Annotated in this window: 8 protein-coding genes; 2 read left to right on the forward strand and 6 right to left on the reverse strand. The window is 52.5% G+C overall.

Going from position 1 to position 12,883, the window contains the following annotated elements:
• Window positions 1–119: 119 nt before the first annotated feature.
• The gene (locus K3G39_RS03200; protein ID WP_370627188.1) at window positions 120–809 is read left to right on the forward strand and encodes a murein L,D-transpeptidase catalytic domain family protein; all 690 of its coding nucleotides are present in this window, start codon (window positions 120–122) and stop codon (window positions 807–809) included.
• On the opposite strand, the gene K3G39_RS03205 is transcribed toward K3G39_RS03200, so the two are convergent.
• The 6 genes from K3G39_RS03205 to treZ all read right to left on the reverse strand — a co-directional run bounded on the left by K3G39_RS03205 (window position 775) and on the right by treZ (window position 10,644).
• Entirely contained in the window at window positions 775–1,347 is a 573-nt protein-coding gene (locus tag K3G39_RS03205; RefSeq protein WP_220624728.1) for a thioredoxin family protein, read from the reverse strand. The genes K3G39_RS03200 and K3G39_RS03205 overlap by 35 nt on opposite strands.
• Before the next feature lie 151 nt (window positions 1,348–1,498).
• Window positions 1,499–1,744, reverse strand: a complete 246-nt coding sequence (locus K3G39_RS03210) for a hypothetical protein (protein WP_220624729.1) — start codon at window positions 1,742–1,744, stop codon at window positions 1,499–1,501.
• A 67-nt stretch (window positions 1,745–1,811) separates the two neighbouring features.
• A complete protein-coding gene (gene malQ, locus K3G39_RS03215; protein WP_255593864.1) occupies window positions 1,812–3,320 on the reverse strand; it encodes a 4-alpha-glucanotransferase in 1,509 nt (502 codons plus the stop codon).
• Entirely contained in the window at window positions 3,317–6,040 is a 2,724-nt protein-coding gene (gene treY / locus K3G39_RS20735) for a malto-oligosyltrehalose synthase (protein ID WP_255593865.1), read from the reverse strand. Before treY ends, malQ begins: the two co-directional genes overlap by 4 nt.
• Window positions 6,041–6,267: 227 nt before the next feature.
• Window positions 6,268–8,691 carry a DUF3536 domain-containing protein gene (locus K3G39_RS03220; RefSeq protein ID WP_220624731.1) on the reverse strand — a complete coding sequence of 808 codons (2,424 nt, stop codon included), beginning with the start codon at window positions 8,689–8,691 and terminating at the stop codon, window positions 6,268–6,270.
• Between the two features lie 108 nt (window positions 8,692–8,799).
• The gene (gene treZ, locus K3G39_RS03225) at window positions 8,800–10,644 is read right to left on the reverse strand and encodes a malto-oligosyltrehalose trehalohydrolase (RefSeq protein ID WP_220624732.1); all 1,845 of its coding nucleotides are present in this window, start codon (window positions 10,642–10,644) and stop codon (window positions 8,800–8,802) included.
• Window positions 10,645–10,853: 209 nt separating this feature from the next.
• On the opposite strand from treZ, the gene K3G39_RS03230 reads away from it, so the two are divergent.
• Complete coding sequence (locus K3G39_RS03230) at window positions 10,854–12,875, forward strand: alpha-1,4-glucan--maltose-1-phosphate maltosyltransferase (RefSeq protein WP_220624733.1); 2,022 nt, start codon at window positions 10,854–10,856, stop codon at window positions 12,873–12,875.
• Window positions 12,876–12,883: the final 8 nt, after the last annotated feature.

Consider the following 12,883-nt stretch of genomic DNA (forward strand, 5'->3'; position numbering starts at 1 on the left):
AAAAGAAAATGGGCAGACGTTTGCTGCCTCTTTTCGCGCCGCTTATACTATCACCCTCCGCCTCAATAGGTGCTGGCAAATATGTCGCTTTAGACAAATTAGATAAAGCAAAAACAAGTGTGACCGCACTTTCCGTGGTGCGCTTTGAGCAGGTGTCTTTTGACCTTTATACCCAGATGAACCTGAGCGCTGCGGACCTGAGTTACGATGTGTTTAACAATGCCCTGATGGGCTACTACGGCATGTACAACGAGGGGCGTTTGTCAGATAAAGGTGTCCTGACCATCGTGGATTTCACAAAACCCTCCAACGAAAAAAGGCTTTGGGTGCTCGACCTGGAAAACCGGCAGGTGCTGCACAATACCTATGTTGCGCATGGCAGAAATTCTGGTGAAGTAACGGCGCAGGAGTTCTCCAACGAGCACAAATCGTTTATGAGCAGCGTCGGTTTTTATGTGACCGATGAAGTATACTTTGGCAAGCACGGCAAATCACTCCGGCTCGACGGCCTAGACGAAGCATTCAACTCCAATGCCCGCGACCGTGCCGTAGTGATGCACGGAGCCGAGTACGCCACCGAAGACTTTATGAATAAGTATGGCCGGCTAGGACGCAGTTTGGGTTGCCCGGCCGTGCCGTTGGGGGAGCATGAGAGCATCATCGACTCTGTGAAAGGCAAAACGGCGCTTTACATCCACTCCGGTGACCAAAGCTATACCTCGCACTACCTGGACCATGCCAACGCTGTGGCCGGCTATGTCGCCAGCACGCAGCCTAATCTACTGCCTCCGGCTGAATTTTCCATTTAATGCCGCAGCCTATACCTGGTTTCTGGTCAGCACTTACCTGACCGCCGGCCAGCAGCGTATCAAGCGCCTGTCGCAGGTCACGACCTGTTACAGGCGTTTCGTTTTTAGGCCGGGCGTCGTCAAACTGACCGTGATAGGCCAGGCGCATGTTTCGGTCGAATACAAAGAACTCGGGCGTGCAAGCGGCCTGGTAAGTGCGGGCTACCTGCTGGGTCTGGTCATACAGGTATGGGAACGGAAAGCCTCTCTCCTTCGCCATTTCGCGCATTTGTTGTGGTCCGTCCTGCGGATAAAACGTGGCATCGTTGGCACTGATGGCTACAAAACTCACTTCTTTTTGCTGATACGTGTTGGCCACCTGCACCAGTTCACTCAGGATGTGCTGCACATAGGGGCAGTGATTACACAGAAACATAATGACCGTGGCTCTGTTAGAGGCGACGTCTTGCAGCGAGACAAGCTTATCGGAAATCGTGTCGAGCAGGGCAAAATTGGGTGCTACAGTGCCCAGTGGTAATGCTTTGGAAGCTAATGGCATAGTGCTGTAGATTAGGTGAGAGACTTATTTCAGGCTATACCTGAATGTTGAATCAATGTAAGATTTTTGTGGGAATTAAAAAAGAAAAACAACAGAGACCGGGCTGCTGCTGATTTTCTTTTCGAGAGACTCATAAACCCTTGCAGTCCTTTTAATCTATTGAACTCCTTGTAATCGCAAAATAAAGAACATAGAACCAGCTCAGGATGCCATGCAGTATCGCCCAAAGGATAGATTGATTGCGTGACCAGGAGGCCACCACAGCGATAACGGCGCCCAACCCGACACCTTTTTCGATCACAGTTGTCTGCGTTACTTGTGTAGCATCACCTATTTGTGCCAGCAGGGGAGTAGTGTACACCAAAAAGAACACAAAGCAAAGGGTAAGTTTCTTCATTTTTCAGGATTAAGGTGAGTATAAGTAATATTGTGCTAACAATATACACAGGAAAATGAGTATTTAACTATCTGCCATACAATTCTACTTCCTGCCTCAAACGCTGCGCTACCGTTTTGCTAAACAGACCCGGTTGAAGTCGCCACTGCCAGTTGCCCTTGGCCGTGGAGGGCTTGTTCATGATCGCCTCCTTGCCCAGCCCCAGCACATCCTGCACTGGCAGCACCACCAACTGCGCCACCGACATATAAGCCAGCCTCGCCATAATGGCACTCACATTTTCTTTTGACAGCCGCTGAGCGCTGTAGTCGCTCAGGCGCTTCTTATCGTCGCGGCTGGCGTCGTGCTCGTACCAGGCCCGCACGGTGCTGTTGTCGTGTGTGCCTGTGTACACAATGGAGTTCTGGCTGTGGTGGTGCGGGGCATAAATACTTTGCGGCAGGTCTTCGCCGAAGGCAAAAAGGAGCACCCGCATACCCGGCAAGTCAAATTGCGCCATCAGGTCGCGCACGGGTTGATCAATTTCACCTAAATCTTCGGCAATGATGGGCATGGCCGGAAATTTCTTTTTGACCGCTTTGAGCAATTCGGCTCCCGGTGTTTTAACCCACTTGCCGTTGATGGCGGTTTTCTCTCCGGCAGGTACTTCCCAGTAGGCTGAAAAAGCACGGAAATGGTCGAGGCGCAGCAAGCCAAACAGCTCCAGGTTATGGGCAATGCGCCGCAGCCACCAGTCGAAGTTCTGATTTTCGAGCTCCTTCCAATCAAAAACCGGGGTGCCCCAGAGTTGACCTGTTTCGCTGAAATAATCTGGTGGCACACCCGACACAGCAGTGGGCTGGCTCTGGCGGTCCAGTTTGAATAGTTGCGGATGCGACCATACGTCTGCGCTGTCGTGGCTCACATAAAAGGGCATGTCGCCGATAAAGGTGATCTCTTTAGACGTGCAGTACGTTTTGAGTGCCTCCCACTGACGGTAGAAAAGGAACTGTAGAAAAGCCTCGCGCTCTATTTCAACGGACAACTCTGCCGATAGCGCATCGATGGCATGGAGCTGGCGTGTTTTTACTTTTTCGGGCCATTCTACCCACGCCTTGCCGTTGTAGTATTGTTTGAAGGCCACAAAACTGGTAAAGTCGGGTAGCCATACCTTGTGCGCTTCCTGAAAGCGGATGAACTCCCCCTGCAACTTGCTGGCCCGACCGTCTTTATAGTTGTCGTATGCCTGTCGCAACAGCTTTACTTTATAGTCTGCCACTTTCGGGTAGTTTACCTTGGCCTTGTCGAAGCCACCCCCGGCCCGGATGTCTTTTTTGTCCAGTAGCCCATCATCTACCAAACGTTCGGGGCTGATCAGCAAAGGATTACCTGCGAAGGCCGAGTGACTACTGTAGGGCGAGTTGCCGGAGCCAATCTCGGTGGGGTTGAGCGGCAGGATCTGCCAGTAGCGCTGGCCCGCTTCCGCCAGCAGGTCGGCAAATTTGTAGGCCTCGGAGCCCAGGTCACCGATGCCATATGCTGATGGGAGCGAGGTGATGTGGAGTAAAATGCCGCTGCTTCGCTTGGGTATGATCATAGCTTCGAAGGGTTTAATAGTGCGACTGGAAATGACTTGAAAATAGCAGCTAAAGGTATAGTTTGGATCGTTTGTAAGGCTGTTCCACCCAAAAGCTGTTGCCAGTTTTGAGGCGCTTCTGCCGGCAATTCTACCACGGTATCGCCCCATACCTGTTCACCGAGTGGCAGTCCGTTTTCAGACAGGATGCCCGTGAGCAGGCGAGGCACGACCACCAGACACCAGTCATCTTTGTAGCGACGGGCAAAGGCTATGGCATGTTTGCTGTGCTTCCCTTTAAGTTGCAGTGGCATATACTCGCCCCGGTCGAAAAGTGTTTTTCGTGCAGTGCGCAGGTGTAGCACTTTATGGAGCAGGTATAGCTTCACGCGGCCATCTTCAGGCGATGCCAGCATTTCCTGCAATAACGTCTCTTCGTCATCAGCCGCTTTGATTTCCTCCAGAAAATCCTGCCGCAAGGTATAGTCTACCGGTCGGCGGTTGTCAGGATCCACCAGACTGAAGTCCCAGAGTTCGCAGCCCTGGTACACATCCGGTACGCCCGGACAGGTGGTCTTGAGGAGCGTCTGGCACAACGAATAAATCCAGCCAAAGTGCGCTGTCTTCCGGAAAAAAGGGTGGAACGAAGCCATGAAGGCCTCGTCTTCCAGCAGCAGTTTTTTCACCAGGTCTTTCGTCGCCGTTTCATAAGCCTCATGCGGCTCCGACCAGTTGGTGTTTACTTTGGCCTCCCGGAATGCTTTCACCAGGTACTCCTGAACCCGCTCCACCAGCGTGTCGTCCACCTTGCCGTCGATCGGCATAACGCCCAGCAGGGTTTGCAGGATAAAGTAGAGATCGTTTGGCGTAGGTCCGCCATCTTTAATGTGCAGACGTGCCAGTTGCATCCAGTCTGCCGCAATTTTCTCCCATTCTTCGGGCACTTCGCTGAGTACCTGCAGGCGCATGCGCGAACCTTCGCCGCGTTTGGTGTCGTGCGTGGCAGTAGCGTTAATGGAATGCGGATAAGTTTGCATCCGGTATGCCATGCGCTCATGAAAATCACGGCGGTCGAGATTGAACACGGCCGGGCTGTTGCCCACTTCGTTGAGCGCCAGCAGGCGATTATAATTGTAGAAGGTGGTGTCTTCGACACCTTTGGCGGCCAGCGGGCCTGTGAATTGCTGACTGCGCATCACAAAGTATAGCTTGTTGCGTTTTTGCTCTTCACTGTCCTGTTCACCTGACTCGAAGAAAGTACGCAGGTGCTCCAGTTCGACCCTGGCTTCGGGCGCTTTTTCGTGGGCAATGGCAAAAGCTTTTTCTACTACCTCCAGGGCGGCCGGCGGCAGCGGAAGGGTATGGCCGTAAATGCGGTATACCGGAAAGGCAGCCAGCAGCGTGGCCAGGGCATGGTGCCAGTTATTGTTTTCTGAAGAAGCAGGTATAAGTTCGCAATCACGCAGCAAACGCAGCAGGTTTTGCAGCTCGCCCTGCATGTAGTTTTCGAGTATCAGCAGTTTCTTTTCATACACCAGTTTTTCGTAATCGAGGGGGGCATCAGGCACGAGCCGGCGGTATACCTGCGTCAGTTCCCGCTCGCCCTCGGCATAGGTATAGAGGTTGCTCACCCAAGCCAGAAAATCGTAGCCGCTGTTGCCCTGTATCGGCCAGTGGTCGGGCATGTTTTCTTCGCCTTCCAGAATTTTCTCTACCACCAGGTATACCTGTTCGCCGGCCAGTTCGCGCAGCCGCTCCAGGTAGGTGTCGGGGTCAAAAAGGCCGTCGACGTGGTCAACCCGCAAGCCCTGCACGAGTTGCCGCATACAAAGCTCTTTGATGAACTGGTGGTAATGATCAAATACCTCCTGCCGCTCCATGGCGGTGCAGATCAGGTCGTTGACGGTGAAGAAGCGGCGGTAGTTAATACGCTTTTCAGTTTCCTGCCAGTGCCTCAAGGTATAATACTGTTGCTCCAGCAATTCCTGCATCGCTGTCTGGTTGTCGTTTATACCTTTCAGCACGTCGGCTATACCTTGCTGCAATGCAGGGTGCTCCTGCGTTTTATGATAGAGCGCCTGTTTCGCCTGATTCCAGTCAATGGGCTCCAACGTGTCCTGCGCCATTAGCTGCTCCAGCTTTTGCACCTGCTCTGCAAGTATAGCGTTGCTTCCACCTGCGTGCAGTTTATCGCTCACTTGCTGCAACAGATAGGTATAGCTGTCGATGCTGACCGGATAAATGTTGTCGAAATAATGCAGCCGGAAACCGTATTCATCGAAAGAGACTTTAAGTTGCCCTTGCCCGGTCACTTCCTCCAGCGGCTCACCCAGAAAAGGAACCATCAGCTGGCCGTTAAAATCAGGATGATTGAAGTTGACATCGAAGAAGGTATAATAGCGCGACTTTTGTCCTTTCTCCAGCACATCCATCAGCCAGGCGTTGTTGGGGTGGAAGGCCATGTGGTTCGGCACGATGTCCTGCAGCCAGCCCATACCGTGGGCTTTCAGTTCTTCGGCTATTTCCTGCAGTTCATCCAGCGTCCCTACGTCCGGACTGAGTTGATGCGGATCCGTTACATCATAACCGTGCTCACTCCCCGGTCGGGCCGTAAAAAAAGGAGCTGCATAGATCGTGCTGATGCCCAGATCCCGCAGGTAGGGCAGTATGTTTTTCAGGTTCCGCAGTGTGAACTGAGGTGAGAGCTGAACCCGGTAGGTGGAGGAAGGTATGTATATCATGTTGTTTCAGAGATTGTTGGTCATCATTTAGCTGGTGTGGTCACTTTTATACGGCGGACTTTAGCTGCTGAAATTTGTGTTGGATGGCATTTTGAGGGAGCCATTTACTAATTCAAGTGCGCCGGAGTAGAACATGACTGTACGTTATATGGTGGCTAAAACGGAGTAATTCCATTTGTAGGTTATTTTTCATCTATATCCGAATTGATACCTAGAAAGTTGGCTATTTATAGCTTCAGGTTGAGGCTCTCATAGAGGTCTTTGAACTGCCTGCACCAGGTCTCGGCTTTCCCGTTTTTTTCATCCTGATTTTTACTGTAGGTTTCGTAAGTGCTCTGCCGCATCCTGAAAGCGATGTTCTGCGACTGCCAGTACTCTGGTTGCAGCTTGGAGCCGTTGAGTACGGTAAGCAATTCCGTCAGGTATCGCATGTGTGCCGTATCATCGGGGTTTTCCTCCAAGTGGTGCATGGCCTGCTCTACATGCGTAGTAGCCGCATAATTTACGGCATCTTCGTCCAGTTTCACACCCATACGCTCCACCTCTTTCAGCAACTTGAGCATGGTGTCGACATCCGCTTGTACGGACAGCAGGGCTTCGAGCAAACGGCCTGTCACGATGTAGTCCACTGTAATCTGCAGCGGGCGGGGCAGGTTCATGTCCACACTTTTGATAGCAGCCATAAGTGGATAGTTGTTATCGTATACCTGCTGAAAATCGTGCTCGAGTGCCCGCATGGTTTGCTCCAGCACCTGGTCCAGAATTTTCTTCTGATCATCGCGGAAAAGGTGCCAGAATGAGTAGTTGTGCGACTCGAAATGTTTGTCTAATAGCATGATCACCTCCGTGATGTTGCCTTTTTCAAAAGCAGTGCTGAGCTCGTGGTGCAGGGTAGCGAAGGCATCGGGACTCACGTATTTGCGCACGCCGCCAAACAACTGGTGGTCGCCGATATGCAGCACAGCAAAGGATACATCTACTTCCTCCCAGGTCACACTCGAACGGATAAAGGCCTTACCGATGGCCAGTCGCTGCCGTCCCGCTTCCAGCATTTCGTAATATTCGGAGGTGGCCTTGTAGCTGTAGAGCGGCAACTCATCTGGTGAGTCAGCAAATAGCGACGACACAGCATAGTGAGCACCTACCCGCAAGAGGTCCAGCATCGTGGGCTGGACAATTTTGTAATAGGCTTTGGAGGCGTTGCCGTAGTCTTTGTTGTTGCTCCTGGCCCGCTTCAGAAACTCCACAAAAGGTACTTCATAATCCTCCCCGCTCAGGTCCTTGGCCAGCTGCAGTGCACGGGTAGCATACAAAATGTCCTGCATGGTTTCTATACCTGTCACTTCATCAAAGAACCAGCCGCAACTGGTATACATCAGCAGGGCGTGGTATTGCATTTCAAGCAATTTCAGAAACTTGATCTGCTCTACTTTGCTCAGATTCCTGTTGGTTTGCGAATACATAAACTCACGCACACGCTCTTCGTCCCGGTCCATGATCACCTGAATGTAGTTGTTGCGGGTCTGCCACGGGTCAGCACCAAGTTTATGCATCTCCTGTTCGTAGAGCGGCTCCAACTGATCGCGCACCCAGTCAAAGGCCTCCCGCACCGGTGCGCGCCAGGCCTGGTTCCAGTCATCGTGACCGCCGGTGTGGCAACCGCAGTCGCTGCGCCAGCGCTCCACGCCGTGCATGCAACTCCAGGAAGTGTTCTCAATGATTTCGGCCTCGTATTTGGGCGGGTATAGCTCCAGGTATTCTCCGTAAATGGTGATCTTGGCCAGCTGTTCCTGTTCGATGTGATGCAGGGCATAAGAGAGGGCCATTTCGCCGAAGCGGTGGTGGTGACCGTAGGTTTCGCCGTCCGTAGCAATGTGCATGAGCTGCGGGTCGTTGCTGTTCTCGTCGAAGGTGGTGGTGAGCCGGTGAGCAAATTTTTCGCCGCTCTCTAGCAAACCTTCAAAAGCGATGGCCTGCGATACCGGAGCATCATAAAAAAACAGCGCAATGGTGCGACCTGAAGGTAGGGTACAGCGATAGGGCCTGCGCGGATCAATTTTAGCACCTTCCGCATTGTGCCACTCCTTTTGGTCTATCTTGCGGTAGCGCCTGGCCTGGTAAGGGGAGAGAATAGTAAACTTAACGCCATGTTCGGCCAGCACTTCCAGCGTAGCGGTGTTGGCAGCCGTTTCGCCCAGCCACATGCCTTCCGGGTCGCGGCCGAAGCGCTTCCGGAAATCATAAATGCCCCAGATCACCTGTGTGTGCTGGTCGCGCTCGTTGGCCAGCGGCATGATCATGTGGTTGTATACCTGCCCTAGTGCAGCCCCGTGCCCCGAAAAGCGTTTCTGACTCTCTTTGTCTGCATCGAGTATGGACTGATAAATATCCGGCGCTTTTTTCTCCATCCACTCCAGCAAGGTCGGACCGAAGTTGAAGCTCATGCGGGCGTAGTTGTTCATGATGTCCACAATCTGGCCTTTGCCATTCTGGATGCGGGAGGCGGTATTGCGGGCGTAGCATTCGGCGGTGATGCGCTCGTTCCAGTCGTGGTAAGGGTGCGCCGACTCCTGCAACTCTACCTCATTGAGCCAGGGATTCTCGCGGGGAGGCTGGTAAAAGTGTCCGTGAATGCAGATGTACTTGTTCATACGTTAGGGGGCAAATGCGTTATTGACAAAGGACACTAGAAGGACTGGTATAGCTGATAAGCCGGGCAGGCCCGCTGTTGGTAAAGGCTATACCTGCTGCTGTCTTTTTCATAGAATAATATTGCTTTGGAATACGGTAACAGAAGCGGCTGGCAACTCTATTTCCTGACCGGCATGGAGTTCCTGCGGCAAGTCCATACTTGCGCCACCATACTTGCTTTCAGCCGAACTCAGCACCTGCTTCCAGGCCGCACCTACTTCCTTGACCATACTTGTTTTTTGTGGTTGATTATTTATGTTAAATAAGGTATAAAGATAAGGACTCTCGCCTGAGTGAATCAGGTGCAACACCTGAGTATGGCTGTCGGCTGAAACATGCAGGTGGGTTTTGTCCGGGTGGGACAGCGCAGGTGCTGACTTACGCAACTTGATCAGCGCTTTGTAGAAATCGCGCAACTGGCGGTGCTTCTCGCTGTGTTTGTAGGTGCGCTGCAGTTTCGACTGGTTGAACGTCTCTTCCGACTGCGGGTCCGGCGCTTCTCCCTGCCAGGCAAAAGCCGAAAACTCTTCTCTGCGTCCATTGCGCACGGCCTCAACCAGGTCTTTGTCGGAGTGGCTCACAAAGTACAGGAATGGATTTTCCTCGCCATACTCTTCGCCCATGAAGAGCATGGGGGTGAAAGGGGAGAGGAGCACCAGTCCTGCCGCCACTTTGAGCATGTCATAGGAAACCAGTTTGGTCAGTCGCTCGCCGAGCATGCGGTTGCCCACCTGGTCGTGGTTCTGGGAGCAGACTACAAATTGCCGGGCGGGGTTAGTCGTAGCATCGCTGCCAAAGGTGCGTTTGCGGTGCTCAGAATATATACCGTCATACACAAAGCCATGCAGCAATGCTTTCTGCAGTTGCTCCAGCTTGCCAAAATCGCTGTAGTAACCGGAGTCCTCGCCGGTGAGCAGCGCGTGTACGGCATGATGAAAATCATCGCTCCATTGGGCTGCCAGTCCGTAACCGCCTTTTTCTATGGGGTTGATGATGCGGACATCATTCAGGTCACTTTCGGCAATCAGGATGAAAGGACGGCCCAACTGCTGTTCCAGATGCTCCACCTGCTCCTGTAGCTCCTGCAAAAAGTGCTTGGCGCCCGTGTCGAGGATGGCGTGCACGGCATCAAGGCGCAGGGCATCGATGTGGTAATCCCGCAGCCACAGCAGGGCATTCTGGATGAAGAAGTTGCGCACATGGTCGCTGTGGGCATCGTCAAAATTAAGCGCCTTGCCCCAGGGCGTGTTATACTTGTTGGTGAAGTATGGGCCGAACTCGTTGAGGTAGTTGCCTTCCGGACCCAAGTGGTTGTAAACCACATCCAGCACCACGGCTATACCTGCAGCATGGCACGCGTCAACCAGTTTTTTCAAACCATCCGGACCACCGTAGCTTTCCTGCACCGCCGAAGGGTATACGCCATCATAACCCCAGTTACGACTCCCCGGAAATTGCGCCACCGGCATCAGCTCAATGGCTGTTATACCTAAATCAATCAACTCAGGAAGCTTTTCGATAACATCCTGAAAAGTGCCTTCTTCAGAAAAAGTACCTACGTGCAGTTCATAAATAATATACTGCTCCAGCGGCAGCGGTTTCCAGTGTCTGTCAGTCCATTGAAAAGCGGTATGATCGACTACGACCGAAGGCCCATGCACCCCATCGGGCTGAAAATGGGAGGCAGGATCGGGTCGCTCCATTTCCTCGTCAAGTTGCAAGGTATAGCGTGCGCCGGGGCCCGTCTCTTCGCTCAGCCCAGTCCAGTAGCCGAAAGCTTCCCGCTGCAGCGGTATTAACTTATCGTTATCTTTTAACAACACATCCACTTGTCCGGCGGTCGGTGCCCACACCGTGAACAGCGTGCCTCGTCCGGGGGTATAATGTGCTCCTAAGTCTCGTGTTATGCTCATAAAGTAACCTTTTATGCCTGATTTCTAACTGGCATATACGGCATTAGGTTGTTCTTTTTTGGCCAATTCCATCTTTTCTGGTTCCAAAGTTATCCTATAGCTCACTTAACATAAGTTGTAGGTATAACGACAGATTCTGCACCGAAACCTATTGCGCGCGCATACAGTACCTATTAGCTATTCTTCATCAAATCAGTAAAAAAGCATACATGGAAGCACTGGAAGGAACCAAAAGGGTTGTCATCGAGAACGTGAGGCCACAGGTAAACTGTGGGCAGTATCCAATCAAACGGGTGGTGGGAGAGGAGGTTGAAGTGACGGCAGATGTGTTTGGAGATGGCCATGATGAAGTAAAAGCTGTGCTGCTCTACCGTCATGCTAAAAAGAAAAAGTGGAGTGAAGTGCCGATGCGGTTCCTGGGAAATGACCACTGGCAAGTGACTTTCACGCCCGAGAGTATGGGCACCTTTGAGTATACCCTTCAGGGTTGGGTTGATCATTTCTATACCTGGCAGAAAGGACTCAAGAAGAAATTTGAAGCCAATCAGGATATCACGGTCGAGTTGCAGATAGGTGCACAGCTAATGGAAGAATCAGCACTCACTGCGAAGCCCGGACAGCAAAAACGCCTGCGCAAGTGGGCCGAGCAACTGAACAAACCAGTATCTGTAGCCGACGCCGTCGCACTGGCTACCAGCGAAGACGTATCGGACCTGATGCACGCCTGCTGCAATCGCCAGAACGTAACCACTTATCACAAAATACTAACGGTAGAAGTGGAACGTCAGAAAGCGCTTTTCAGCACCTGGTATGAATTCTTTCCACGATCAGCCGCACAGGAAGCAGGTCGCCACGGCACCTTTCAGGATTGCGAGCGGTTGTTGCCCCGCATCGCCGAAATGGGCTTCGACACGATCTACCTGCCGCCTATCCATCCGATTGGCTACGCTTTCCGGAAAGGCAAGAACAACTCAGTGACTTCTCAGCCCGGAGAGCCGGGATCACCCTGGGCCATCGGCGCAGAGAGTGGAGGACATAAAAGTATTTTGCCGGAGTTAGGCAACCTCGATGAGTTCCGCCACTTTGTGCAGACTGCCCGCGAGCACGGCATTGAGGTAGCGCTGGACTTTGCTATTCAGTGTTCGCCGGACCATCCGTACGTAAAGGAGCACCCACAGTGGTTTAAATGGCGACCTGACGGCACGGTGCAGTATGCCGAAAACCCACCCAAAAAATACCAGGATGTGCTGCCCGTTAACTTCGAAACAGAAGACTGGCAGAACCTGTGGCGCGAACTCAAGAGCATTGTTATTCACTGGATTGAACAGGGAGTTTATATCTTCCGGGTCGATAACCCGCACACCAAGCCCTTTGCATTCTGGGAATGGATGATCCGGGAGGTGCGACAGCAATATCCGCAGGTGATCTTTCTGGCAGAAGCCTTTACCCGTCCGCGTGTGATGGAACGGCTCGGCAAGATCGGATTCACGCAGTCCTATACCTATTTCACATGGCGCAACACGGCCGCTGAGATCAAAGAGTACTTGCGCGAGCTCACTCAAACCGAAATGCGCGACTTCTATAGACCGAACTTCTGGCCAAACACACCCGATATTCTGCCACACGAACTACAGTCTGGTGGCGAACCGGCGCACATTACCCGCGTGGTGATGGCGGCTACACTTTCGTCCAACTATGGTATGTATGGACCTGTGTATGAGTTTGGCATCAACACACCCGTGCAGGGCAAGGAAGAATACTGGGATTCGGAGAAATACGAAGTGATGCACTGGGACTGGGGTCGCCTGACCAAGATCCGGGAGGTCATCACCAAAATAAATAAGATACGGCAGGTCAACCCTGCGCTGCAAACCACCTGGAACATCGCCTTTGGCGATACCGACAATCCGCAATTGTTGTGCTATGCCAAGTGGGATAGCGAACGGCGAAACAGGATGCTGATGGTCGTGAACCTGGACCCCCACAACACGCAGGGTGGCTGGGTGCAGGTGCCGCTGCATGCCCTGCTCATGGATGCTAACCAGCAGTACATGGTGCACGACCTGATGACCGAACACAAGTATACCTGGAACAGTGAATGGAATTTCGTGGAGCTTCGGCCACATGAAATGCCGGTGCACGTGTTCCGAATAGAAACCGCAAACCCTGGCATGGGCCACGACAGTCTGGACGACAACTGGCTGCCCGATGAACACGGCAAACACGAATAAAACGAAAA

This window comes from Pontibacter sp. HSC-14F20, assembly GCF_019599265.1.
Classification (GTDB): Bacteria; Bacteroidota; Bacteroidia; order Cytophagales; family Hymenobacteraceae; genus Pontibacter.

Bases quoted from the DNA above. Each gene is read 5' to 3' on its own strand.
- K3G39_RS03210 (WP_220624729.1), bottom strand. From the start codon at position 1,744: ATGAAGAAACTTACCCTTTGCTTTGTGTTCTTTTTGGTGTACACTACT.
- malQ (WP_255593864.1), bottom strand. From the start codon at position 3,320: ATGATCATACCCAAGCGAAGCAGCGGCATTTTACTCCACATCACCTCG.
- K3G39_RS03230 (WP_220624733.1), top strand. From the start codon at position 10,854: ATGGAAGCACTGGAAGGAACCAAAAGGGTTGTCATCGAGAACGTGAGG.
- treY (WP_255593865.1), bottom strand. From the start codon at position 6,040: ATGATATACATACCTTCCTCCACCTACCGGGTTCAGCTCTCACCTCAG.
- treZ (WP_220624732.1), bottom strand. From the start codon at position 10,644: ATGAGCATAACACGAGACTTAGGAGCACATTATACCCCCGGACGAGGC.
- K3G39_RS03205 (WP_220624728.1), bottom strand. From the start codon at position 1,347: ATGCCATTAGCTTCCAAAGCATTACCACTGGGCACTGTAGCACCCAAT.
- K3G39_RS03220 (WP_220624731.1), bottom strand. From the start codon at position 8,691: ATGAACAAGTACATCTGCATTCACGGACACTTTTACCAGCCTCCCCGC.